Genomic DNA, 24582 nt, shown 5'->3' with positions numbered 1-24582 from the left:
ATGTTTTCAAAAAAGCGTACTTAAGCTATAAAGAGTTCTCAACTAAACTAAGCTCCCTATTCAATGAAGGTGTTTCTACAGGAGCTGATTTAAAAAATGACATAACACTTACTTCCCGTATGCATTCGTCTTTAATCGGAGCATAAGTTTCAAACTCAAAAAATCCATTAAGCACCTCATTCATCTTTTTAACGAATAATTCTGTCGCTAAAACAAAAACTGCAAAACCAATAATCGGTTGCAGGGGAAAACACGAAGCAATCATCACATAGAGGGATAAATATGTTGCTGTTGCTAAAAGAAATAAAAACGCTAGCGATAATCCATTAAAACCATTATTCCAAAAAATTGCATTTTCTCTTGCTGCAGCCTTTTGCTCGATACGGTCTATACCTTCTTTTAGTGTAATTTTATTATTTCTGACTTGTTGAAGAGTGGTAACAAAAAGCTCATACATTTCAATAACACGCTCACCACTTTTACCCGCATTAAAATACATGCTATGGTAATGACGTTTAATTGCTTGTAGCTGGATAGTAGCTTCTTCATTTAAAATCAATCCTTGAAAGAGCTTATCAATTTGAGTGTCACAATAATTTAAACGTTGTTTAAACATGTCTGGCATAATGATACCCTCTATGTCGTAATTTGGCTTGGCTTATTTTAGATCATTCGCGCCATTAAACAAAATTTTCAATTGATGCCATTAATAATTTTCTGGCTCTAAATATGCGGGAACGGACCGTTCCTATGGGACAATCCATCTTTTTGGCAATATCCTCATAGGTTTGACCGTCAAAAATATGCATTCCATAACATGCTCGTAACTCTTCGGACAGCATGGATATAGCTAACTCTAATTGCTCACTAAATTCAATAATTATTAATGCATATTCTGGTGATTGATGGGTCATGGAATGAGTTTGATTTTCTTCAAATACCGTTTCCAAATCAGTACGAATGCTTGCTGAGCGGTAATGATTTTTAATGGTATTTTTCGTTATACGATAAAGCCAAGTGGAAAATTGGCTTTGTTCTTTGAAGTAACGTAAATAACGAAAAACCTTAATTAATACTTCTTGGGCTATGTCATTGACATGTGATTGATCATTAAGGTGAAAATAAATAATTTGCTGTACTTTATTATGATAACGCGTAAATAGCAGGTTATATGCTTCCTTATTACCTTGTCGAGCTAAGTTTACGAGTTCTTCGTCACTATAAGAAACATTGCGATTCATTACACCCTCTTTCTTTCATTCCATTGTGCGAAATTGGATTTTAATTTGTCCGTTATGGTTTAGTATATATCATTTAGAGGAATTATGTGCCGATTTGTAATTGGAAGGATTATTAATTGATTTTTTAAAGCTTACACATTGGCCGCTCATTCGTTTGTAATATTTTTTCAGCCTGATTGTGAGCAACGACTGGCACTTATTAAAGTTTACGGCGAAGGAGCTCTGAATGGGGAGCATATCATGTCCATACCCCATTTAGGAAATCCTTCGCGATGCTCAGAATGACACGCTTCTATACAACTAATGCTGTATTTATTGGCTGAGAACCAGTTGAATGCTCGTAGTCATCTCCCGCATCATTATTATCAAAAAAGCCTAAACTCTTTGAGGATTTATGAGGAGCAGTTGCTTGCTCTTCTTTAGCCATAACCTGTTTATTCTGAGTTAAGGATTGTTTTTCAGCATTCTGACTCGGTTCGCTATAATTGCCAACCACTCCACCTACCGTCATCCCTCCTAAACTTAAGCTTAGGCAAAGCACTAAAGCCCAAGGAGGACAAGCAAGGCTTAACAATGCTCCGAGAACAGCTCCTATTAAAAGCCCATCAAACATACCCCAAAATACTCGCTTCAATGATTTACTGGAATTAGATACCGTAGACTGATTAATTATCTCCTCTAATTGGCGGTCTAAAACAGGATCTTTAAATGATTCTTTTCTAAAAGCCTTTAACTCTTGAAGAACTTTAGCAGAAGACTCTTTTTTAACTAATGGTGCTTCTGTTGGAACAACTGAAGTCACTTGCGGCTTAACAATAATACCTTCATTTAAATCCAATTTTGCCTTAGCTCTTTTTAGCAAATGCACAGGTTTTATTGATAGCGTATTGACGCGCGGAGATTTCTCTAAAACATCTTCTGCCTCTTTAACCTTTTTCGCATTATGTTTTTTTATTGAGGGTAAAAAGTCATATCCTTGATTAATCCATTTCTTTAACTCCTGGAATTCAGCGAGATCTCGAGCAGCTAATTTTGCCAAATCTTCCGGTGCCGCCTTTTTGAGTAGCGTATGCCAGCGTTTAAAGTACTCCATAGCAACATCATAAATCTGTAAAAACTCTTCCTTAGTTTGCATTCCGCTTTTATATTTCTTTTCTGCGTCAACCATTTGCCAAACCAGTCCTTTTGCTTTGTGCACATGCCGAGCATAATCCAGGCCACCCCAGCTTATTTTGACCTCATTCCACTCCACTCTAAGAGCATGGAATGGATCCTTTAGTTCAGCAGCTTTATAACCAGATACTTTGTCGTGGGAGGTATATTTGACTCCTTCATTACGTACTGAACTATAAATCCCCAAGGCCCTGTCACTTTTATCAATAACTCCGGGACGAATACCCGCTTGGTATAGTATTGGTTCTATTTGATCTAAAATATTATTGTACTCCCGCTCTTTTCCTTCAGGGATATAAATAGTAATTTGCATTCCATTCGCTACCCGAATGATATCACGCAAAGCTTGCTCCTTTTCTGCAAGAGTTAAAGAGCCAGAGTTTGTATCAGCCTTACTCATTGCCGTATACATAACTTGAGATACGGTATTACGTGTCGTTTTAAAGCATGGAACCCCATGTTCCATAAGAATGGGATAAACTAAGTCCCATGCTCTGTTAAGGTCATTAGGATGAATACTTAAGTGAATTTTCCAAGTTGAATCTTTATCATGATTCGAATCGGTTTTTCTGAAAAAAGCAAAAAGCTCGGAGTCATTAATCCGATAGGAGGACGAATCTTTAAACGCAGTCCAGCAACCAGAAACACCACCAATATAAGCTTTATAGGAACCGACTTGAATCGGGATACTTTTTGGGTAGATCTGATCTAATGTTGTATAAGACATATTATCAAGCCCTTTATGTGCAGCTGTCTTATCTGGTTTTGATTCAATTCCCATAGTTCTTCTCTTTAGGTATAAAAATGGGTTTATTGTATCATAAAAGAGCACCAATTGATCAATAAAAAGTCATTGCTGGCTAAAGAAGCCTCAAATGTAATTGCCTTAATTGATTTTCTGAAATTTGATCAATAAAAAGAACCACATACTTTTTCTGCTTTATATGGGTAAATTGAATTAATTGGAATAAAACATTATGCACAAGTACTTGGGCGTGTTGGTACTCTTGGCTTTGATTATTACTGAGAACCAAAATCCATTTGTTAGTTCTAAACTGAATTTCTTTAATGCCATTTCTGGTCTTTTTATTTAGCCAATCTACTCGAAGCGCCTTCAAAAGGAAACCCAACAAAATAAGTTTTATAGCTAAATAAAGCCCGGAATAAAAAATTAAACCTGCAGTTAATAAAGTGACTACCAAGAGCAAACGGAAATAAATCTCCGATGCCCCAAGTTTAATGTTGATTTCGGATAAGTGTGACAATTGCTTTTAACTCATTATCCTCAGGATCCATTTGTCCCATTAACCATGCATAGAGTTCAGGATCAGTACAGCTTAATAGGGAATCAAAAGCCCTAATTTCATCTTTTGACAATTTATCAAGACCTTGCTCTAAAAAGCGTTGCAGTATTAAATCCAGCTCTAGCATTCCACGACGACAGTGCCATGCTAATCTTGCTTTTTCACGTGCATCCAACATTATAAATCTCTTAATGATTTAATGAACCCGCAAATGATACACTACTGGCTTTGAAATCGGAAACGCTTATCCATGATGAACAAAATTTTTAATCACTTAATTAATAATAGAGTCTTAACCACTATTTCTCCTATTGAAACCGAGTTACCACTCCAACCGGGAAAAAATTATTTATTTGATCTATCATACTTAGGTATTCTTGATGTTACTGGCACCAAAGCTTGCGAGTTTCTTCAAGGTCAGCTCACGTGTGATGTTAATTCAATTTCTGACATACAAATGATTCAAGGGGCTCAATGTAATCTCAAAGGTCGTATTCTTGCCCTAATGGACGTTTTAAGTTGGAAAGGAGTAAAACTAATGCTTCCTAAAGACTTATTGGAAGCTACGATTAATTCCTTAAACAAAACAGCAATGCTTTCACGAGTAAGCCTTAGAGAAAATAATGAGCTTGTTGTTCTTGGATTTTATTTACAAAACCCTCAGGATATGGTGCCTGATTCTAATTTTTTCCCTAGTAATCTTTATGCATTAACCTATGGTGCAGATTATTGTTGTTTTCATTTAGGTAAAGGTTTTTACATTTTTATTGGTGAATCAACCTTTGCTAGCGCAGTTACGCAACGTTTTGCAGAGCAACAGCAACTACTAGGCTCCTTAACTTGGCACAGTTTAAGATTGGCGCAGCAACAGCTGGAAATTTATCCAGAATCACGTGGCTTATTTTTACCTCATCGCCTGGATTTGCATCAAACGCCCTACCTAAGCTTTAATAAAGGCTGTTATAAAGGACAAGAAATTATTGCTCGAATGCATTATAAATCGACTTTAAAACATCAATTACGCATTTACTCGCTCGTTACTGACGATAAGATTTATTCTGGACAGAAGTTAGTGCATGAAGCTAATGGTTCAGAATTTGGTGAATTAGTTGATTATTCCATACTAGGATCAGGGCATTATTTAGTTGCGGTGAGCTTGCTTAAAGGGATTGAGCTCTTGGTACTGTTTGAGGGCCATAAAAAGGCAGTCTCGTTAGAGCCAGCACCCTTTCAATAAGAAAAACCTGATTGTTTATAATTAGGTTTTCACTTATAAAAAAGCCCGTTTCAAACGGGCTTTTTAGTAAGCGTTCACGAGATATGTAAATTTCGTCATTACGAGCCATGGCGAAGCAACCCAGAACGATGCTTCGTTAAGACTCAGTACTGGGTTGCTTCGCTGTGTTCGCCATGACAGCATTTTTTATTAATTTTATTATGCCATTTCTACTTCGGAATAAGACTGCAACGTCGTCTGCGTTAAATCCAACAGTTCTCTTATCGCAACGAAAAACATAGTATAGTTCAACACTGTACTTGCTTTTAAGTCCGATAAAATAAAGTGCCAACGCTCAATCAATGCCCTATGAGCATCTCCCCAAGCTGTCAAACGCTCTTGTAAATCGGAGCTTGCACCATCATAGTTAAGTAACCCATCCGTTAACTGACGTTGTTGCCAATCTAAGTCATCGCGTAATGCTTCTCTAGATAGTGACTCCCAGTGATTGTCAGTTGGGTGCATAATGATTTGTTTTCTTATCCAAGCAAGATCCAGGAACTCACCAATACCAAAGTAAACTTCAGCAACTTGCGATATTTTCATATCACGCTTACTGGCAATTTCAATAATATCAGTCGCAGAAAACAGTCCACGAGCCACAGTAAGTTCATGAGCTAAACTCGCTGGAATACCTTCTTGAATTAACTCTTGATGGTGTTGCTCATATCGTACTCTCCGCTCTTCATTAAGAATGGAAGGAATAGACATCTTCAATTCATTCATTCCTTGCGAATATAATTTCACAACCTCACTGATATCCATTGTTTTGCGCTGAGTTCGCAAGAACCAACGAGTAATACGTCTTGAAAGTCGAACATAAAACATCATCATTTCAATTTGGCGTTTTGCACTGATCTGAGTACCAAGGTCCTCAATTTGCTTCCAAATTGATTCTAAATTAAGCACAGTACGCGTAATCATATACGCTCTAACAATCGCAGAAACAGGAGCACCCGTTTCATCTTGTAATCTGTAAACGTAGGTAAAGCCCATTTCATTTACTATGATATTACTTAATTTAGTTGCAATAATTTCCCTTTTCAGTGGATGATCTTGCATTTGCTTGCTAAACCGTTCTTGCAACTGTTTGGGGAACGAGTTAATTAAGAACTGCTCCATGTAGCTTTCTTCAGGGACTCCCGAAGCCAGTATTTGCTCTTTTAAAATGGATTTGCTATAGCACATCAATACAGCAATTCCTGGACGTCCAAGGCCTTGCCCCATCAATTTACGTTCTTGCAATGCTTTATCGTCAGGTAAGAACTCGAGATTACGATCTATTTTACCAGTTCGCTCTAACTCTTTAATATATCGCCCCTGTAATTCCAATGCCTGCATCGCTTGTGATGCGGATAAGCTAATCGCTCGTGTTTGTAAGAAGTTATCACGAAGTACTAATTTAGCTACGTCATCAGTCATTTCGCTAAGCAATTCGTTTCTTTGCTTCGGCGTTAAATCACCCACGGCGACAATACCATTTAGTAAGATCTTAATATTTACTTCTTTGTCAGAACAATTTACACCACCTGAGTTATCAATAAAGTCGGTATAAACTAGCCCACCACCTAATGAGTATTCCATACGTGCTAATTGGGTTAAACCTAAATTACCGCCTTCACCAATTACCTTGCAACGCAGTTGTTTCGCATTGACCCGAGTCGCATCGTTAGCACGATCCCCTACACTTAGATTAGATTCAGAACTTGCTTTCACATAAGTTCCAATACCACCACTCCAAAGTAAATCAACTTTCGCTTTTAGAATCGTTTTAATTAAATCATTGGGTTCAATTTCAGTTTGTTTAATGCCGAAAACTTCTTGCATTTCTTTACTTACTGGAATTGATTTGGCATTACGATTAAACACACCACCACCTTTGGAGATGAGCTTTTTATCATAATCAGTCCAATTAGAACGAGGTAAATTAAATAAACGCTCTCGCTCTTTAAAACTAAGTTCTGCGTTAGGGTCGGGATCCACAAAAATATGAATGTGGTTAAAGGCGCCAATGAGTTTGATATGCTTTGATAACAGCATTCCATTACCAAACACATCTCCCGCCATGTCACCAATACCAACTACGGTAAAATCATTATTTTGAATATCCATATCTAGTTCATAGAAATGGCGTTTTACGGACTCCCAAGCGCCTTTAGCAGTAATCCCCATTTTCTTATGGTCATAACCCACAGAGCCACCTGATGCAAATGCATCACCTAGCCAGAAACCATATTCTAAAGAAATCGCATTAGCTAAATCTGAGAATGTTGCAGTACCTTTGTCCGCTGCAACTACTAAATAAGGGTCATCTTCGTCATGGCATACTACATGATCTGGCTTAACTACGTTGCCATCAACATAGTTGTCAGTGACATCTAACAAACCACGAATAAAGATTTGATAGCAGGCAATACCTTCAGCCATGATGTCTTCGCGACTGCCACTGATAGGTAGGTTTTTAGGTACGAAACCGCCTTTAGCACCAGAAGGAACAATAACTGAGTTCTTCACTTGCTGTGCCTTCATCAAACCAAGAATCTCCGTACGGAAATCTTCACGTCGATCTGACCAGCGTAATCCTCCGCGAGCCACTTTTCCGCAACGTAAATGGACCCCTTCAAGACGTGGAGAATAAACAAAGATCTCAAACATTGGGTATGGTTTTGGTAAACCAGGTATTATTTTACTGTTTAATTTAATGGAAATATAATCTTTTGGCTTACCTTGTTTATCCACTTGATAGAAGTTGGTGCGAAGAGTGGCCGCAATCGCATGGATATATTGTCTGATAATTTTATCTTCATCAAGGTTCGATACTGAATCCAAATCAACTAAAATTTCTTCGGACAATTCATTAAAATGATGTTCACGAAGCGTATTATCTTCAGCTGGATTACAACGTATCTCAAATAATCTCACCAGTTTTTTAGCAATGTTGACGTTATTATTTAACGCCCTTTCCATATATTCCTGGCTAAAAGTAAAGCCCATTTGTTTAAAGTACTTCGCATAAGTACGCAAAATAGCAACTTCACGCCAATCAAGACCAGCAGCTAATACTAATTGGTTAAAACCATCATTTTCTGCCTTACTAAACCATACTTTGGCAAAAGCATTTTGGAATAACTCTTTAATGTCATCCAGCTCAATCCCACTACCATCTTTATTATATTGAATAGCAAAGTCATTAACCCAAGTTACTTTACCATCATCAAATTTTAATGCATATGGCCGCTCAGTAATTGCACGTAAACCAAGATTTTCCAAGATAGGCAACACATCTGATAAAGGAATAGTTGCGTCATGATGATACACTTTTAATCTAAAGTTATTTTCTGATTCATCTAATGCGCGATAGAAATTAATTCCTAAAGGATTTTCTGGGGTCAGCATTTCGATGTGTTTAATATCATAAACTGCTGTTCGTGCCGTAAAGTTTTCACAATAAGCAGCAGGAAACGCACTACGGTAGCGGGCAAATAAGCTATTTGCTTGTTCTTCACCATAGGCTTCATACAAATTATATTGTAGGTCATCAGTCCATGAGCGTCCTGCCTCAATCAGCTTCATTTCAATTTCTTTGAAATCATAATCAGGACAGTTTTCAGGATCAATTTTGATAATAAAATGAATTCGAGCAAGCACTGACTCAGTAAACAAAGTCGTATAATTAGTTTCCACAGCATTAAAACTGGTTTCCAGAATGCGCTTCATTGCCATTCTTAATTCAGTATTTACACGCTCTTTGGGCACATAAACCAAGCACGAAACAAAGCGGCGATATACGTCCATACGTGCAAACAAGCGAATACGCTTTCTGTCTTGCATGTAAAATATACCCATTGCTATTTCTAGAAGCTCTTCTTCTGTCCCTTGAATTAAGTCATCCCGTGGTAATGTCTCCAGGATATTCAATAATACTTTGGCTGCATGACTACGTGGCTTCAACTGAGAATTTTCCATAATCACTGCCACCTTACGGCGCAAGAAAGGAATTTGAGTAGGATTCGTATGGTATGCGGCTGAAGTATAAAGACCAATAATACGGCGCTCACCAATCACATTACCTTGAGCATCAAAACGTTTAATGCCAATGTAATCAGTGTACGCATCGCGATGAACACTAGCTAAGGTATTGGTTTTAGACATTACTAAAATGCGAGGCGATAAAGTAAATTCACGTGCCTCCGGAGCCATCGCAGAAATGCTACGGGTCATTGACTTAGTCACGCTTTCTCGTAGCAAGCCAAGGCCAGTTTCAGGAATTGCTTGTAATAAAGTTTCATTGCTCTTTTGTACTAACTCATAGTCTCTTATACCCAGGAAGGTAAAATGGTGGTCCTCTATCCACTGTAAGAATGCCTTTGTTTCAGCCACCTCACCTGCATCAAGTACTGCTGAAACCTTATCTATTTCGGTAATCGCTTCACGCACTTCAGAGCGCATCTTCTCCCAGTCTTCGAAAACAACTCGGTTATCTTCAAGGGCATGCAAGCAGCGATCGTGTAATTCTTGGAGTACAACAGGGTCAGTTTGTCGATCAATTTCTAGGAATATAGGGGCTTCATGAATTACGTCTTTTTCTTCACTTGTATTATCACGCGGTAAGATAGCAGAAATATGATTATTTTGATCGCGCTTCACACGAATACCGCCCATGTGAATAGTCAGATGAGATGCTAAGCCCATTCGATGAATAACTAAGCGGATTGAATCAACTAGAAAAGGCATGTCATCACAAACAACTTCGATTACTGTATGTGTTGTTTGCCAACCATGACGTTCAAAGTCTGGATTATAAATGCGAATCTTGGTCTCATGAGGTTTACGTTCATTAAGAAGTGACCAAAAATTTGCTACAGCGCCATAAAGATCATCTAGTTCCCATGCGCTCAGGTCTTCCATGGCGACAGTTCCATATAATTGCTTGGCAAATTCGGCACAAAATTCAGCTTGTTCACCTGTCATAGAATTTTTAATTCTATCAACGATAGCCTCTATTAATACCCCTTTACCTTCTTCAAATTTATATGACATTGCTTACCCCGTCAGTTTTGCTTTTAGGGGCGATGTAATCACCCCTAATTTACAGCAACTATTATTTTAATTATTCCGAATCACAAATTCCTACAGTTTTGGTATTCACAAATTCTAAGATGCCCTCTTTTGACAATTCGCGCCCATAACCTGAATGTTTTATTCCACCAAAAGGCAATCGTGGATCGGAGGCAACCATCGCATTGACAAAACAGACACCAACATCTATTTCGTGCGTGGCAATACGCTCTCCCTTTTCCAAATCACGCGTAAATACTGCGGCGCCCAAACCATATTGGCTTTGATTTGCATAAGCTATGGCTTCCTGTTCGCTATTTGTTGAAATAACAGAAATAACTGGCCCAAATAGCTCTTCATCAAAAGCTGGCATGCCCGGCGCTACATTTGTAAGTAGCGTTGGCGGATAATAAAATCCTTGACCCTCGGGAATTATACCACCACACAATAATTTAGCACCCTGTTTAAGCGATTTTTCTACTTGTTTATGCACTGTATCACGCAAGTCAGCACGTGCGAGAGGTCCAAGCTTGGTTTCCGCGTCCAAAGGATCACCCATTTTAAATAATTTTATTTGCTGGCTAATCTTTTCTGTAAGTTTTTTTTCAATGGCACTTAAAGCAATAATACGTTTGGCAGCAATACAAACTTGGCCTGAGTTATTAAGGCGTGAATTCACAATACAGCGTGCGGCTAAATCCAAATCAGCATCTTCAAGCACCACATAAGGATCACTTCCCCCAAGCTCCAATACCGCCTTTTTTAAATACTTCCCCGCCTGTGAAGCAACCGCCTTACCTGCGCGCTCGCTTCCCGTAAGCGTTACAGCCACAACCTTAGGGTGGGCAATAACCTGTGCGGCTACCTCATTATCAACAATAAGATGCTGAAATAAGTGTTCAGGAAAACCGGCGTCTTTAAATAACTGCTCGATTTTATTCCCAGTCCCAGATGAAATAGGCGCATGTTTTAAAATGGCGGCATTTCCAGCCATAATAGTAGGAGCAGCAAAGCGAAATACTTGCCAAAATGGGAAATTCCACGGCATGATAGCAAACACAACTCCCAGGGGCATATGGCATACTTTGGCTTTTTTCATTTCGGTTTGCACTATGCGCGGAGCTAAATAAGTTTCTGCATGTTCTGCGTAGTGCTCGCATACCCAAGCACATTTATCAATTTCGGCTTGACCCGCAGTAATTGGCTTTCCCATTTCTGTGGCCATTAAAATAGCTAGCTCTTCTTTTTGTTCTTTAAGCATTTGCGCTAATTTCAACATTAATTTTTTTCGTTCAGCAAAAGCGGTTAGCCGCCATTTACGAAAAGCCTGGTCTCCTGCCGCAATTCGTTCATAGCTCATTGATTCATTTAAGCACTCATAAGTTTGGATAACTTTTCCAGTTGCTGGATTTATAGTTTGAATTTTCATCAAATCACCCTATGAAATTTTATATTTTGTTAAAGTTAACAACTTTTCTTGCGCACTACTTTTGATTATTGATACTATTTTTGTATTCTATGAATTTTGCACAAAAATCAAAAGTAATAAATCATGATGTTAATAGTGGCTGTTTGTTGTTTGGCCATGGGCAGTAGGAGCTGAAATAGCCCCTACTTAAATTAACATTCATTAACACTAGGATAATTAATGAGCTTAAGCAAACCACAGTTCCCACCAATGCAATATCTAGCGGCTTGGTCGGTGCATATATTTACTGCAAGTGCTGCTTGCATTGGCGTTTTTACTCTAGAAAAAATATATCATCACCAATACATTTTTGCATTATGGCTCATGGCGGTTACGGTATTCATTGATGCTGTTGATGGAAGTCTTGCGCGTCAGGTTGATATTAAAAATGTACTACCCAAAATTGATGGCGCCTTACTGGATAATATTGTTGACTACGTAAATTACGTAATTACACCTTGTTTTTTCTTATTAGTTAAGCCTGACATGTTGCCGTCCAATTTATCCGTGCTCATAATTGCAGCTGTGACAATTACGTCCTCTTATCAGTTTTGCCAATCTGACGCCAAAACTCCGGATCATTTCTTTAAAGGGTTCCCTTGTTATTGGAATATTACGATTTTCTATATGTTTCTTTTTAATACTTCGGCTACAGCTAATGCCATTATATTGACCATACTTTCAATTCTGATTTTTGTACCCGTAAAGTATGTTTATCCTTCAAGGCTAGATTATCTAACTGATTCTAAGGTATTAAAAATCTTGATGCATTGTTGCTCGATTATTTATGGTATCAGTTCAATTTGCTTACTGATTAATTATCCAAACACGAATAATGTCTGGCTTACTCTATCCATGGCTTATGTTGCGATGTACTTATATTTGAGTTTTTATCGAACTTACTACCCAATGATAAAAGCTAAAATTGCAGCAAGTAAGGATTTAGCTTGACCAACGTGGTCTGATTGCAAGCAGTTGTCTCTTGCTCACATCTCCTTCTACGCTTAGGGTACAGTATCTGGTGCAGATTACTGGATCCCTCGGCCGGCCGCGAGATGTAAATTAGAGTAGATTGAATTAGTAGAGATGTAGAAAAGTTAGTTACAAGCAACCAGGCCAAGTCAACTTAGTATATCTTGGTTATATTTTTTATTTTCCATAGACTTTGATTTTTTTATGATTAAAATAGCAGCCAAATTTGCTTATAGAGGTAATTATGTCACGGTTCAGCTGTATTAGTACGTCCATTATTTTGTCTAGCCTTTTAATGAGCAGCGCTCATGCTGTAGGCTCATTTCCTAGAGGATGTGAGGTTACTGGTTTTGGTTATAATCAGAATTTTTTGGTATTAAATGAAACTGGGAAACAGGCTTACTATTTAATCCAGAATCATTCAAATACAACCATTGAAATGGAACATCAAGCTTCTGAGGAAGCATTTATGAGCCCTCCATTACATGCAACCTTTGACCCTATGAACTGGGGTGCTTTTGCATCAGATGTTAAGAATTTGAACTTTAAGTGTTATAAGCACGAAGGTGAAGCAACAGTGCTTGTCGATTGCCACACTGTTTTAGATATATGCCAATACCCACGCGTGCGCTTTGCTTTAAGCAACATGGGTAATTACTGGGTTGCCTTTAATAAATCACAAAATGCAATCATTCAAGAGTCAGTTAATAAAGGTATTTACCTAAAATGGTGATCCATGGCTAATATTTATGAAAATAAATATTTGTTCCTAGGTATTTTCGGGGCACTGATTGTTCTGTATGGCACAACGCAGTGGCCCCCACAGCCCTATTATATATTTGGTGCCATTGCTCTACTTGGCACGGCGATTCATTATAAACTATTTTATTATGTTGCTCTGGAGCTTATTCTTATTGCTGGGCATTTAGCTATTGTCTTTGGCAGTGGCAGATACACTCAACTTGCTCTGCCAGTTTTATTATGTGTGCAACTTTTAATCTTTTATTTGTTTTTGGCTAAGGAAAGTAGTCTCTTTTTACTACTTGGTATTTGCGGCATTGCCCTGCTTTCAATTGGTTTTGCCTATGACCAGCAATGGATATTTGGTACCGGAAGCAGCTTTATTGCAATCTACTCTTATTACAGTGGTTATAGAGGCCGTTATCCAGCATATATTTGGGCTGTATTAAATAGCATTTTTGCTTTGTTGTCAGTTTACAAAATATATTTCCTTTAAAAACAGGATTGAAGCCCCATCCCCCATAAGATACAAAGCACTAGGTATGTGGGGAAGATAAGGGGAGCATAACTTTATTGTACAGGCTGCAATAATTAAACGATGTTTAGAGCTTCAAGAACATATCATGATTATCTTAAGCACCAAGAAAACTGAGACATGCTAAACGCTGGAAGAATAAATAGCTAACAATCCAAACATGTCATATTTTCTTATAGAGAAACTTATCGAAAACAAGAAAACTTAGGCTCGCTAGGTTCTGTTTTAGGTTTATTTAAAGTGGGATGACAATTTATTGGGTTAAACAATAGAATTGAAAAAGACTAATTTCTAGAGCAATGTTTTGTGTATTTGCTGGGCTTTGCAGCCCAGCCTACAAAATCTATGAAACCAGCTTATTTTGCTGGAATAATTTCAACTTGTAGATTAGCAATAACGTCACTGTGAACATGAACTTCAACAACGAAGTTACCAATTGAGTGTAAAGGACCTTCTGGCATAACGATTTCGCGCTTGCTTACTTCAATATCTTTTGCCACTAAAGCATCTTTGATTTCATTTACACCAACAGAACCATAGAGCTTACCTTCATCACTAGCCATTGCACTAATAGTTAAATTAACATCATTTAACTTAGCGGCACGCTGTTCAGCAGCAGATAAAGATTGTTGCGCTTTTTTCTCAAGCTCCGCACGGCGTTGCTCAAACATCTCAATGTTTGTAGCTGTAGCAAATACGGCTTTATTTTGTGGAATTAAGTAGTTACGACCATAACCAGATTTTACGTGAACTTTATCACCTAGGTTACCTAAATTTCTCACTTTTTCTAATAAGATAACTTCCATCTTAATAACCCTCAAATTGACTCGTTTACCCGCTCAGGGAGATACGATCTAAAATTAAATATACTATCTAGTGAACCAAAAACAATGTAGGCAAATAACGCAAAAGTAGGCTTCAATAATATTATTAGCAATAATAATAGAAATACCTTAACTTGACTTTTACGGGCCAAAATAAAATAAGCCAAACCAAATCCAGAAGCTAAGAAATAACTCAGCACAATTGGTAGGATATTAATTGCTAAAGGAATTTCATGGTAAGTACCCAAAGATACACATAAGAGTATTAACAATGAAAGTCTGCCGCTACGGAACATTAAAATCTCATTTTTAAACCCACCGGGTAAAAATAATTTGGCTTGAATTGAGCGAGCACACATTAAAGAAACTACTGAGGAAACAATAGCACTTAATAACTGAATGCCGAAAAATAATTGCGCCAAACTCAACGAGCTTATGCTGTCCATACCGGTTTCAACTAACTCCTGGTATTGCATCAGTAACGCTTTAAGCTGATTAAACTGTATTACAATAAAGTCAGGTGCGAGTAATTGAATAAGCAAGCATCCTAAAACTGCTTGAATTAAAAATACGCCAAAAACCGCTTGCCATTTTTGAGTATTGCGCAATGTAATCGCTGCAAAATAACAAGGCAAATAGGCAATTAGTGTATTAATTAATGCGCCGGATATTGGTATTAACATCATTAATGGAACAGAATGAATTACCAATGCTGGTAACAAAACATCGAAGCCCGAGCGAGCCCCTTTTCTTAATGTTACCAAGCTTACTAGAGCAACTGATAACCAAGTAGCAAAAGGTACAATTGAAAGTAAAGCAGCATACATTATTGCCTGCTGCTTATTTTCAAGTAAAGCCTTACACTGCTTTATTATAAAGTCGCCCATACGCATCATTCACTATCCGTGGCTATCGCAGTAAGGTAATAAACCAATAAATCTGGCGTGCTTAATTGCTTTAGCTAATTGTCTTTGAAAACGGGTTTGAGTACCAGTAATACGGCTTGGTACAATTTTACCAGTTTCAGATATATAGTTCTTTAATAAATTGATATCTTTATAATCGATTTCGTTGCCGCCTTCAGCGCTGAAACGACACATTTTTTTTCTACGGAAATAAGCTGACATATCTAATGACTCCCCTTAAGCAGTTCTAACTTCTTTTTCTTTCTTCATTAAAACAGACTCAGTAGTAATCGCTTGTTTTTGAAGAGTAATTAAGTTTCTTAAAATTGCATCATTGTATTTGAATGCATTTTTAATTTCTTCTAGTGCTTCAAGTGAGCATTCGATATTCATCAGAATGTAGTGAGCTTTATGCACATCGTTAATTGGGTATGCTAATTGACGACGACCTAAGTCTTCTTTACGGTGAATTTTACCTTCATGTTTAGTGATGATCCCTTCATAGCGCTCAACCATTGCTGGTACTTGCTCGCTTTGATCCGGGTGCACAAGAAACATAATTTCGTAATGTCTCATGATTTCTCCTTATGGATTAATAGCCTTCTGCATGACATAGACAGTAAGGCAAGGTTTTAAAAAAGCTGCCAATTGTAACGCTTTTAATCGTTCATGACAATGATCATGCACAATTTTATACATTCCTTTGCTGGGAAGAGCACAACCTAATTTTTTTTATCATTTCATTTAAATATATAGTGACAAGCATCTACAAATTAGGTTAACTTTCTATTCGATATCGTTGATTTACAACGAGCTTGGACATAAATGATGAGGTTTTTAATGGATATTGTTTCTCTTCACTTTGAAGAACCCTTAATGATTAGTATTAATGATACAATTGTTAAGATTTTGGCATTTAAAACCCAAGAACATGGGAATATTAAATTTGGTGTTGAAGCTCCTCGTTCAGTTAACGTGCACCGAGAAGAAATTTTCCATGCAATTAAACAAAAACAGCTGTTAGAAACGACTGAATAACTCCTAGAAATGCGACAAGTATCTTCTCGATGTATTAGTTCACTTGCCGGATTTATTCTTTTTTTTTCGTTTATAGCTTTTTTTATCAATTATTCTATTTATCAGTTTCCGGGAAATAATTATTTTCCGGATAACGTGATACCTTTTGGTATCTTCTTAATTCTGCTTAGCATGGGATTACATTTATGTTTTGCCAAAGAAAGCAAGGCCTGTCAAATTGGTAATGAGTTAATCTATTTTTTTGTAGTTATGGTAATTATTGCGGTAGCAACGATTGCTATTCAACTTACACCGTTTCCTTTGATTGATCGGCATATTGTAAAGCTAGAATCCTTCATGGGAATTAATACGCCTGCTATCGTGGGATGGACTAATGAACATCCTCTGTTCAGAACTTTACTCAGCGCAATTTATGACAGTTTATCTTATCAAATGAGCATAATCCCTTTATTTGTGTTATTTTCTTGCCGCGTTCATTTGATGCGCGAATATTATTTTTTATTATTGTTCACCGTGCTTATTGGCTTTGGGTTTTATTATTTTTTCCCTACCGCGGCACCTGCCAGTATATTCAACCATGCGTTATTTGAATCAAGTCAAATTGCTACAGGGCTGAAATTTACCGAGCTTCATCATCATATTGTCCCAACTACAAATGAAGGTGGATTAATAGCTTTCCCATCCTTTCATGCTATTTGGGCAATTTTATGTGTTAATTTACTGAGAGAATGGCCCATAGCGTGTATTGTGCTGGCGATTATTAATTTAATGCTCATTGCATCTTGTGTTTTATTAGGTTGGCATTATATTACAGACATCGTAGGAAGCTTTATTGTGCTTTTTATTAGTTATTTTGCGCTAAAGTATTGTTCACTGGAATAACGTATCCCGTATTAGCATGATACAGGATACGCTGAAGAGATATTACAAACTTTCGTCTACTTTAAAACGCTCACCGTATTTTGTTTCCAGGGTTTTAAAGAGACTTTCTAAATTATTGGTTCCAAAGTCTTTAGCATAATTCATGGGACCACCACGGAATGGTGCGAAGCCTGTTGCAAAAATCATACCTGCATCAAGCAAATCTGAGTCGGCTACTACCCCCTCACGTAAGCATGCTGCGGATTCATTAACCATTCTTAAAATTAATCGATCGGCTATATGTTGATCTTTAGCAACTTCTGCTGGACGACTTTTCACAGGCTTACCATTTTTATATTGATAAAAACCTTCACCTGTTTTACGGCCAAGTTTGCCTGCTTTAACCATGTCACGTAATTTTTGTGGTACGGTACCGCCATAGTGTGCCGTTAAGTTTTCAGCTACTGCCAAGCAAACATCCATACCTACGGTGTCTGCTAACTCAACAGGCCCCATAAACATTCCAAATTCCAAGGCAGCTTCATCTATGGTCTCCCCACTGTAGCCCTCTTCTAAGAGCTGCACGCATTCCATCAGATATGGCATTAAAACTCGGTTAATTAAGAAGCCGGGACTGGATTTAACTGGCAAAGGCAATTTAGCGATTTGATTGACAAAAGCACAGGCAGCTTGCGCCACTTGCTTAGCTGTTGATGCACCGCTAACAATTTCCACTAAATCCATCTTAGCCACTGGATTAAAGAAGTGGATACCAACTAAACGGGTTGGATCAGTCATCACAACACTGATCTCATCTAAAGGAATACTGGACGTGTTCGTAGCAATAATTGCATCTTTTTTAGCAAGTAGTTCTACTTTTTTGAAAATCTCTTGTTTCACATTCAAATTTTCAAAGACAGCTTCAATAATCACATCTGCTTTCGCCATACCTCGTCCTTCAGGGTCAGGGATAAGATTATCCATAGCCGCTTGAATTAAACGTGGTTTACGCAATTTTTTCTTGTATAAAGAATAAGCTCTACCAATTGCTGGTGCAATCCGCTCATAAGATTGATCTTGCAAAGTTACATGAAGACCGCGCAAAGCACACCAAGCCGCAATATCTCCTCCCATAACTCCGGCACCAATGACATGCACATGCCGCGCTTTAAAATTACTGTCTTTGGCAAAAGCTTTCAATCGCTCTCTTAAACCAAAAGCACGAATTAAATTTCTTGAGGTAGTACCCTGAGTGATCAATTGCTCCACGGATTCAATTTCTTTCTGGTACGCACGATCGCCCATGCCCCCTTCTTTTTCCCATAGATCAATAATGGCATAAGGTGCTGGATAATGTTCTTTACGCACCCGCTTAGCAACATTTTTACGCATTAATGCAGCAAGAGGCTTACGAACCCAAGCAGCATTAGTTAACCCTTGCAAAAATGATGGCTTATGACGTGGGGGCTTATTTTTAATAAAATAAACAGCAGCACGCTTTAATTGACGAACGGGTACTACATCATCAACCATACCTAGTGCTTTAGCTCTTGATGCTGCCACTGTACTACCGGTTAAAATAGTTTGAGTTAATGCATTAAAACCGCCGATAAGCTGTGGCAAGCGCACCGTACCACCCCAACCAGGATGAATACCTAACATTACTTCAGGTAAACCAATACGCGTATCCTTTTCATCAGAAGCAATACGATAAGTACAAGCCAAGGCTAATTCGTATCCGCCCCCCATACAAAAACCATCAATCATGGCTACAGTAGGAATAGAGAGTGCCTGTAATCTGGCATAGACGGCATGACCTTTACGTAAGAAATCAACGGCTTGAGCTGGGGTTTCAAATTTAGAAAATAAAGAAACATCGGCTCCAGCAATGAATCCCTTTTCTTTTGCTGAATAAATAATTAAACCAATGGCAGTTTTATCTTGAGCAATTTCTTGAAGCTGACTATTTAATTCATCTAAAACTTCTTCATTCATGCTATTTACACTAGCGTCGTGTCTATTTAGTCCAAGCCACAGAATGTTATCGCTGTCTCGTTTTAGGTCCCAGTTTTTATAATTATTCATGTCCTTTCACCTCAGTCACACGTTCCAGATACATAGCCCCGCCTTGTCCTCCACCGATACAAATAGAGGCCATTCCGCGCGACTCATTTCTTTGTTCTAATGATTTCAATACATGAAGTACAATACGGGCACCACTAGAACCTACAGGATGTCCAGCCGCGATGGCGCCCCCTTCACGGTTTAATTTATCCATCGATGGAGCACCAAAAGCCTTATCTAAACCTAATTGTGTTTTACAATATTCATCATCATCCCAAGCTGCTAAACAACCTAAAACTTGAGCAGCAAAGGCTTCGTTGATTTCCCAACAATCGAAATCGTTGGCCTTTAAATTATGGCGTTGCATGATTGGCGTTGCGGCATGTACTGGTCCTAATCCCATTTTCGCGGGGTCAAGTGCTGCCCATTGTGAATCCACAATGCGACCAATTACATTTAAGCGATATTTTTTAACTGCATCAGCGCTGGCTAACAATAATAAACACGCCCCATCAGTTACCTGAGAACTATTGCCCGCGGTAACCATGCCATATTTTTTATCAAAGAAAGGCTTTAATTTTGCTAATTTCTCTAAAGTAGAATCAGGTCGCATGCCATCATCTTGAGCATATACTCGCCCTTTACTGTCAATAATAGGCGTTACTTCCGTCATGCGATGTTCACTGTAAGCTTCAGCTAATTTCAAATGGCTTCGTAACGAAAACTCATCCATTTGTTCACGAGTAATGTTAAATCGGTAAGCAACCTTTTCAGCAGTTTGCCCCATGTTTAGACCAACAATCGGGTCAGTCAGTCCACGCAACAAAGCAATCACTGGAGCTAAATAGGAGGGTCTAAATTGAGTAACTACCCCTAGCTTCTGACCAATGCTTTTAGCACCATACCAGTTGGCTAACCAGGAAACCATTTTTTGATTGAATAATAAAGGAGCATGGCTCATTGCCTCCGTACCGCCTGCCAAAATTAAGTCGCTACGGCCGCTAGCAATTTCTATTGCAGCATTATCAAGCGCCTGCATGCCAGAGGCACAGTTTCTCATTACCGTAAACGCAGGAACTTGATCACCGCAACCTAATCTTAAAGCAACAACTCGAGCTATGTTTGCCTCATCAGGACCAGGCATGGCGCTACCAATAATTACTTGGTCTAATTCAGTTGGAGAAAATGGTTGTCGATTTAATAAAGTCATACCAGCTGCAACCGCTAAATCAGATCCTGAAAAAGGACCTATTCCCTTAGCTTTAAGATATGGGGTCCGATTGCCATCAACTACATAGACATCTCGACCACTTAAATTCGACTTCTGATTCATTGATCCTCCTTAATAATTGTCACTGACAATGGTCTGATTTTTATAGTGTAAGAGTAGCAGTAAACATATAAATTTGGAAACGATTAACACTAATTTTCACATAATTACATAGAGTTAAACTTAATGAAATACATTGCCTTTTTTGGAGGGTAACTGAACGAATATTACACATAAAATAAGTTTTTTTAATGCTTTTAACATATTTTCAAAAGAAGTGTTGACGTTGTAAAAATACATGAGTATACTGCGCGGCATTGATTGGAGAGATGGCCGAGTGGTCGAAGGCGCTCCCCTGCTAAGGGAGTATGGGAGAAATCCCATCGAGGGTTCGAATCCCTCTCTCTCCGCCAGTCAACGCGCCCGTAGCTCAGTTGGATAGAGTATTTGGCTACGAACCAAAGGGTCGGAGGTTCGAATCCTTCCGGGCGCGCCATTTTTAAGTGGTTCTCAAGTAAAATAAGAAAAATCACTGCATTATAAAGACACTTTTTGTGTCTTTTTTTGTTTTTCTGTATCTCTTTTAATTCATTGCGGCATGCGTTGATGACGCAACACCCTCCTAAGGCTACAAGCTTTTGTTTATTTATAATTTCGTTAACTCAACTACTTGCCGGTAATAGCTCGTATATTTATCCGATTCAAGCGAAGAATAATTTAAATTTTTTAATAAGCCAGTGAGCTGCACGAAAAAATTGCGTGCCTTTACCTTTTCTTCAAATTCGTATTCTTTATTAATAATATCAAGCAAGAGGTTAAACAATTGCTGTTGTCGCGCTATAGGAACAGATACATCGATTGGGTCATAGGCATCTTGCTGTAAATATACCATATCGAGCATAAGTGATTTTTGGTAGGTGATGAAGTCTTCCATCGTGATTCCTTCTTCTCCAGTTACCTGCATCATATTAAAAATATCTTGACCTTGATGTAATAATTTAGTTGCTTGCTTCACTTTACTCGCCCAGGATGGCTCAAGGTTCTTTACAAACCAGGGGTTTAATTGCTCCAAATAGCGGGACCAAGAAATCAAGGGATCTACGGCAGGGTAAAAGCGTTTATAAGCGCGGTCATAGCTTAAGCCTAAAAAGGTTTTGACCGAGCTTAAGGTCGATTGGGTTACTGGCTCTTCAAAATTACCCCCTGCCGGTGATACTGTACCCACAATAGTTAAACTACCCAATGACTTATCTAAGGATTCTATAATACCCGCCCGCTCATATAATCCGCGAATACTACTGTCTAAATAGGCAGGGAATCCTTCTTCGCCTGGAATTTCTTCCATACGTCCAGAGGTTTCCCGCATAGCCTGGGCCCAGCGGGATGTGGAGTCAGCAATGAGTAACACATTTAACCCCATTTGCCGATAGTATTCACCTAGCGTAATTCCAGTATAAATAGATGCTTCACGTGCAGCAACCGGCATTGATGAGGTATTGCATATAATAATTGTTCTATCCATTAGGGTTCCCCCAAGATGGGGATCTACTAATTTGGGAAATTCAGTGATGGTTTCTACAACCTCACCCGCGCGCTCTCCGCAGGCTACAATAATAACTACATCAACATCAGAATATCTGGCGATTAAGTTTTGTAATACGGTTTTACCTGCTCCAAAAGGTCCCGGGATGCAGGCTGTTCCTCCTCGTGCAATGGGGAAAAATGTATCAATCAAGCGTAGGGTAGTAATTAGCGGTTGCTCAGGATATTGACGTTGCGCAAGGTTATTTGCCATTAGTTGTTGTGCCAGGGAAAAACGAACGGGCCATTTTTGTACCATGCTTATTTCGCGAGCATTATTTTGTGAATCCACTAATCGTGCAATGGGTGTTTCTACAGTAAATGTTCCCTGCTGAATCCAATCCACTTTAAGTTCTTTACCCATGTCAAATGGAACCATAATCTTATGAGTTAACCGCCCTTCTTGCACTGTTCCTAATACGCCTCCTGCATGAACAACATCCCCAGCTTGAACGCATGCGCTAAAAACCCACTTTTTATTTAAATCAATTGCCTGCTCTCTAACCCCACGTGGCAAAAAGTATCCATATTTATTGGCAAAATCAAGCAAAGGATTTTGTAAACCATCATAAATCATGCCTAATAAACCGGGGCCTAAATCAACCGAAAGTTGTTCCCCTGTCTGTTCTACTTTATCACCAATTGCAATACCACTGGTTCCTTCAAATACTTGTGCTATGGCTATATCACCACGGATATGAAGGACCTCAGCCATTATTTGTTCCTGGTTTGTCGCACCTCGTGGTGGTGGGCAAATATAAATAATCTCATTTTTTACTATGGGCTGAACACCGCTTTGCCGAATATGAACAATACCCTCTTGAATGGCTATCACCTCGGCATAACTAGTAGCGTCTTGCATTTGCTTGTCGTTCATTGCTCACGTCCTTTGTTTTTACTTCAGTGATAAGTGATCCCAATCGATTAGTGAATTGCATAACTTTTCAATACGCTCTAAGGTCTGAGACTTATTAAAACTTGACCAATAGCTTATGATATTCCAACGCAATAAATAAATAGTAAGCGCTTCAAAATCAAAATAATGGCCTGCTTCAATAATAGATAAATGCTTCCAAATATGTGCCAATAAGAATTCTTCAATGGCAGCCGTATTATTTTTTTCCATATCAACCTGTACTTTTGGAAGCCAGGGATAAACAGACTTTAGGCCAAAATCTGCATCATGCCATTTTTGCATCAATCGATGCTCCCAATTGCTAATCCAATAATAGTGTGGATTTTCAGGGGCTTCTTTTTTTTCATTTCTCATTCTTATTGCGGCAAAAACGCTACGTAAGTCAAAATACCAATCAATAAGATTAATAATAAAAGACGACTGATTTTTTATGATCTGTTGATAAAGGATTCTTGTTTCAGCCACAGATTGTTGCGGCATGAACCAGCTTCGCCAAACTAATAACTCAATAGCAAAAATCTGAGTAATGTGTTTTTCTGGTAATAGCTTAAGCCGCTTTTCCAGCTGAAATCTTGAAATGGGTGGACTCGCGATTTTAAAAGAAGACCCAAGCCTTGGTAGGCTCGATGCAACTGTATAAAATTGAGCGCTCATTTCAATAATCCTTCTAATAAAGCCCGAAACCTGGGTTGCATATGCTTTACTAACAGGCTGCTTACGGCTTCTTCGCTTAAGTCCAAAACAATTTCTTCATTAACTAAATGTACTTTAATTCCAATTAGGTTTTTTGCACCCGGATTAATAACTACATGCATGCCCTCTTTAAGCATTTGTTGCATTAATGACTGCACTAAGGCTTTTAATGGATCGTTATCTAACAGATTAGGATTCTTTCGAATATCATTAAAATCCAAAATCTTCTCGGGTAATTGAATTTCTATCTTTTGAGCTTTAAATGCACGCGCTTGCTCTGCCGTATCCTTTGCAATTAAAATTATTAATTGCCGAATCATTTCCTCATTATCTAATTCTTTGTGAACAAGATGTTTTACCTCTTGAATAAATCGATTAATTAAATTCTGTCTTAGCTCAAGACGCATGTTTTTTGCTGCAAGATACAACGCATCTTCAGCTGCTTTTTGTTCTTGTTGGATACGTGCATGGGCCTCATCAAGCAAGCTTTTAGCTTTAGCTTGGGCATTATTCAATAAGTCATTCGCTTTTTCTTGAGCAATTTGTACTATTTTTTCCGCCTCATCCCTACCCGCATTCACCCCATCTTCTTTTAATCGTTTAATGAGGGTTTCAATTCCTTGAGAAATCGTAGTTGCCGTATTATTTTGCTTCATTTCCAT

The 24582-nt window shown here is 38.3% G+C and carries 22 protein-coding genes and 2 tRNA genes; 8 read left to right on the top strand and 16 right to left on the bottom strand.

Going from position 1 to position 24582, the window contains the following annotated elements:
* Positions 1-25 precede the first annotated feature (25 nt).
* From BN3124_RS11805 to BN3124_RS11785, 5 genes are all read right to left on the bottom strand, one after another.
* A complete protein-coding gene (locus BN3124_RS11805) occupies positions 26-625 on the bottom strand; it encodes a DUF5638 domain-containing protein (RefSeq protein ID WP_058534992.1) in 600 nt (199 codons plus the stop codon).
* 55 nt (positions 626-680) lie between these two features.
* Positions 681-1241, bottom strand: a complete 561-nt coding sequence (locus BN3124_RS11800) for a sigma-70 family RNA polymerase sigma factor (RefSeq protein ID WP_058534991.1) — start codon at positions 1239-1241, stop codon at positions 681-683.
* A 292-nt stretch (positions 1242-1533) separates the two neighbouring features.
* Positions 1534-3195, bottom strand: a complete 1662-nt coding sequence (locus BN3124_RS11795) for a hypothetical protein (RefSeq protein WP_058534990.1) — start codon at positions 3193-3195, stop codon at positions 1534-1536.
* Positions 3196-3274: 79 nt separating this feature from the next.
* Positions 3275-3679 (bottom strand): hypothetical protein, encoded by a 405-nt coding sequence (locus BN3124_RS11790; protein WP_058534989.1) that lies wholly within the window; start codon positions 3677-3679, stop codon positions 3275-3277.
* On the bottom strand, positions 3651-3893 hold the full coding sequence (locus BN3124_RS11785; protein WP_196398939.1) for an FAD assembly factor SdhE: 243 nt from the start codon (positions 3891-3893) through the stop codon (positions 3651-3653). Before BN3124_RS11785 ends, BN3124_RS11790 begins: the two co-directional genes overlap by 29 nt.
* Before the next feature lie 78 nt (positions 3894-3971).
* Here BN3124_RS11785 and ygfZ point away from each other — a divergent pair, with 78 nt between their 5' ends.
* Positions 3972-4955, top strand: a complete 984-nt coding sequence (gene ygfZ, locus BN3124_RS11780; protein WP_058535888.1) for a CAF17-like 4Fe-4S cluster assembly/insertion protein YgfZ — start codon at positions 3972-3974, stop codon at positions 4953-4955.
* A 198-nt stretch (positions 4956-5153) separates the two neighbouring features.
* On the opposite strand, the gene BN3124_RS11775 is transcribed toward ygfZ, so the two are convergent.
* Both BN3124_RS11775 and BN3124_RS11770 read right to left on the bottom strand, forming a co-directional pair.
* A complete protein-coding gene (locus BN3124_RS11775; protein WP_058534987.1) occupies positions 5154-10034 on the bottom strand; it encodes an NAD-glutamate dehydrogenase in 4881 nt (1626 codons plus the stop codon).
* A 70-nt stretch (positions 10035-10104) separates the two neighbouring features.
* Positions 10105-11481, bottom strand: a complete 1377-nt coding sequence (locus BN3124_RS11770; RefSeq protein WP_058534986.1) for an NAD-dependent succinate-semialdehyde dehydrogenase — start codon at positions 11479-11481, stop codon at positions 10105-10107.
* Positions 11482-11700: 219 nt separating this feature from the next.
* On the opposite strand from BN3124_RS11770, the gene pcsA reads away from it, so the two are divergent.
* From pcsA to BN3124_RS11755, 3 genes are all read left to right on the top strand, one after another.
* Positions 11701-12471 carry a phosphatidylcholine synthase gene (pcsA, locus tag BN3124_RS11765; RefSeq protein ID WP_058534985.1) on the top strand — a complete coding sequence of 257 codons (771 nt, stop codon included), beginning with the start codon at positions 11701-11703 and terminating at the stop codon, positions 12469-12471.
* 265 nt (positions 12472-12736) lie between these two features.
* Positions 12737-13225, top strand: coding sequence for a hypothetical protein (locus tag BN3124_RS11760; protein WP_058534984.1), 489 nt, complete (start codon positions 12737-12739; stop codon positions 13223-13225).
* A 3-nt stretch (positions 13226-13228) separates the two neighbouring features.
* On the top strand, positions 13229-13729 hold the full coding sequence (locus tag BN3124_RS11755) for a hypothetical protein (protein ID WP_058534983.1): 501 nt from the start codon (positions 13229-13231) through the stop codon (positions 13727-13729).
* 395 nt (positions 13730-14124) lie between these two features.
* Here the strand turns inward: BN3124_RS11755 and rplI are convergent, their stop codons facing one another.
* From rplI to rpsF, 4 genes are read right to left on the bottom strand one after another with little or no spacing between them, the layout of a single operon-like run.
* Positions 14125-14574, bottom strand: coding sequence for a 50S ribosomal protein L9 (rplI, locus tag BN3124_RS11750; RefSeq protein ID WP_058534982.1), 450 nt, complete (start codon positions 14572-14574; stop codon positions 14125-14127).
* Between the two features lie 11 nt (positions 14575-14585).
* Entirely contained in the window at positions 14586-15488 is a 903-nt protein-coding gene (locus BN3124_RS11745; RefSeq protein WP_149865258.1) for a hypothetical protein, read from the bottom strand.
* 3 nt (positions 15489-15491) lie between these two features.
* A complete protein-coding gene (gene rpsR, locus BN3124_RS11740; protein WP_006871756.1) occupies positions 15492-15719 on the bottom strand; it encodes a 30S ribosomal protein S18 in 228 nt (75 codons plus the stop codon).
* A 15-nt stretch (positions 15720-15734) separates the two neighbouring features.
* Positions 15735-16073, bottom strand: coding sequence for a 30S ribosomal protein S6 (gene rpsF, locus BN3124_RS11735; protein ID WP_058534981.1), 339 nt, complete (start codon positions 16071-16073; stop codon positions 15735-15737).
* A 264-nt stretch (positions 16074-16337) separates the two neighbouring features.
* On the opposite strand from rpsF, the gene BN3124_RS11730 reads away from it, so the two are divergent.
* Positions 16338-16535, top strand: a complete 198-nt coding sequence (locus BN3124_RS11730; protein WP_058534980.1) for a carbon storage regulator — start codon at positions 16338-16340, stop codon at positions 16533-16535.
* Between the two features lie 9 nt (positions 16536-16544).
* Complete coding sequence (locus BN3124_RS11725) at positions 16545-17417, top strand: phosphatase PAP2 family protein (RefSeq protein WP_058534979.1); 873 nt, start codon at positions 16545-16547, stop codon at positions 17415-17417.
* Between the two features lie 42 nt (positions 17418-17459).
* Here BN3124_RS11725 and BN3124_RS11720 read toward each other — a convergent pair whose 3' ends face one another.
* Together BN3124_RS11720 and BN3124_RS11715 are read right to left on the bottom strand one after the other, a co-directional pair.
* Complete coding sequence (locus BN3124_RS11720; RefSeq protein WP_058534978.1) at positions 17460-19481, bottom strand: 3-hydroxyacyl-CoA dehydrogenase NAD-binding domain-containing protein; 2022 nt, start codon at positions 19479-19481, stop codon at positions 17460-17462.
* The gene (locus BN3124_RS11715) at positions 19474-20793 is read right to left on the bottom strand and encodes an acetyl-CoA C-acetyltransferase (protein WP_058534977.1); all 1320 of its coding nucleotides are present in this window, start codon (positions 20791-20793) and stop codon (positions 19474-19476) included. The genes BN3124_RS11720 and BN3124_RS11715 overlap by 8 nt, the downstream gene beginning before the upstream one ends.
* 260 nt (positions 20794-21053) lie before the next feature.
* On the opposite strand from BN3124_RS11715, the gene BN3124_RS11710 reads away from it, so the two are divergent.
* Together BN3124_RS11710 and BN3124_RS11705 are read left to right on the top strand one after the other, a co-directional pair.
* Positions 21054-21143, top strand: a tRNA-Ser gene (locus tag BN3124_RS11710).
* A 6-nt stretch (positions 21144-21149) separates the two neighbouring features.
* Positions 21150-21226: transfer RNA gene (locus BN3124_RS11705), tRNA-Arg, on the top strand.
* 150 nt (positions 21227-21376) lie between these two features.
* Here the strand turns inward: BN3124_RS11705 and BN3124_RS11700 are convergent.
* The 3 genes from BN3124_RS11700 to BN3124_RS11690 are packed head-to-tail and all read right to left on the bottom strand — an operon-like array spanning position 21377 to position 24582.
* Positions 21377-23188 (bottom strand): V-type ATP synthase subunit A, encoded by a 1812-nt coding sequence (locus tag BN3124_RS11700; protein WP_058534976.1) that lies wholly within the window; start codon positions 23186-23188, stop codon positions 21377-21379.
* Positions 23189-23206: 18 nt separating this feature from the next.
* Positions 23207-23881 carry a DUF2764 family protein gene (locus BN3124_RS11695; protein WP_058534975.1) on the bottom strand — a complete coding sequence of 225 codons (675 nt, stop codon included), beginning with the start codon at positions 23879-23881 and terminating at the stop codon, positions 23207-23209.
* Positions 23878-24582 (bottom strand): hypothetical protein, encoded by a 705-nt coding sequence (locus BN3124_RS11690; protein WP_058534974.1) that lies wholly within the window; start codon positions 24580-24582, stop codon positions 23878-23880. Before BN3124_RS11690 ends, BN3124_RS11695 begins: the two co-directional genes overlap by 4 nt.

Source organism: Legionella saoudiensis, assembly GCF_001465875.1.
Lineage (GTDB): Bacteria > Pseudomonadota > Gammaproteobacteria > Legionellales > Legionellaceae > Legionella > Legionella saoudiensis.
This window is presented reverse-complemented; position numbering and strand designations above follow the sequence as displayed.

Bases quoted from the DNA above. Each gene is read 5' to 3' on its own strand.
- BN3124_RS11725 (WP_058534979.1), top strand. From the start codon at position 16,545: ATGCGACAAGTATCTTCTCGATGTATTAGTTCACTTGCCGGATTTATT.
- rplI (WP_058534982.1), bottom strand. From the start codon at position 14,574: ATGGAAGTTATCTTATTAGAAAAAGTGAGAAATTTAGGTAACCTAGGT.
- BN3124_RS11720 (WP_058534978.1), bottom strand. From the start codon at position 19,481: ATGAATAATTATAAAAACTGGGACCTAAAACGAGACAGCGATAACATT.
- BN3124_RS11770 (WP_058534986.1), bottom strand. From the start codon at position 11,481: ATGAAAATTCAAACTATAAATCCAGCAACTGGAAAAGTTATCCAAACT.
- ygfZ (WP_058535888.1), top strand. From the start codon at position 3,972: ATGAACAAAATTTTTAATCACTTAATTAATAATAGAGTCTTAACCACT.
- BN3124_RS11690 (WP_058534974.1), bottom strand. From the start codon at position 24,582: ATGGAAATGAAGCAAAATAATACGGCAACTACGATTTCTCAAGGAATT.
- rpsR (WP_006871756.1), bottom strand. From the start codon at position 15,719: ATGTCAGCTTATTTCCGTAGAAAAAAAATGTGTCGTTTCAGCGCTGAA.
- BN3124_RS11805 (WP_058534992.1), bottom strand. From the start codon at position 625: ATGCCAGACATGTTTAAACAACGTTTAAATTATTGTGACACTCAAATT.
- BN3124_RS11760 (WP_058534984.1), top strand. From the start codon at position 12,737: ATGTCACGGTTCAGCTGTATTAGTACGTCCATTATTTTGTCTAGCCTT.
- BN3124_RS11715 (WP_058534977.1), bottom strand. From the start codon at position 20,793: ATGAATCAGAAGTCGAATTTAAGTGGTCGAGATGTCTATGTAGTTGAT.
- BN3124_RS11695 (WP_058534975.1), bottom strand. From the start codon at position 23,881: ATGAGCGCTCAATTTTATACAGTTGCATCGAGCCTACCAAGGCTTGGG.
- rpsF (WP_058534981.1), bottom strand. From the start codon at position 16,073: ATGAGACATTACGAAATTATGTTTCTTGTGCACCCGGATCAAAGCGAG.
- BN3124_RS11755 (WP_058534983.1), top strand. From the start codon at position 13,229: ATGGCTAATATTTATGAAAATAAATATTTGTTCCTAGGTATTTTCGGG.
- BN3124_RS11730 (WP_058534980.1), top strand. From the start codon at position 16,338: ATGGATATTGTTTCTCTTCACTTTGAAGAACCCTTAATGATTAGTATT.
- BN3124_RS11745 (WP_149865258.1), bottom strand. From the start codon at position 15,488: ATGATGCGTATGGGCGACTTTATAATAAAGCAGTGTAAGGCTTTACTT.
- BN3124_RS11795 (WP_058534990.1), bottom strand. From the start codon at position 3,195: ATGGGAATTGAATCAAAACCAGATAAGACAGCTGCACATAAAGGGCTT.
- BN3124_RS11700 (WP_058534976.1), bottom strand. From the start codon at position 23,188: ATGAACGACAAGCAAATGCAAGACGCTACTAGTTATGCCGAGGTGATA.
- BN3124_RS11800 (WP_058534991.1), bottom strand. From the start codon at position 1,241: ATGAATCGCAATGTTTCTTATAGTGACGAAGAACTCGTAAACTTAGCT.
- BN3124_RS11775 (WP_058534987.1), bottom strand. From the start codon at position 10,034: ATGTCATATAAATTTGAAGAAGGTAAAGGGGTATTAATAGAGGCTATC.
- pcsA (WP_058534985.1), top strand. From the start codon at position 11,701: ATGAGCTTAAGCAAACCACAGTTCCCACCAATGCAATATCTAGCGGCT.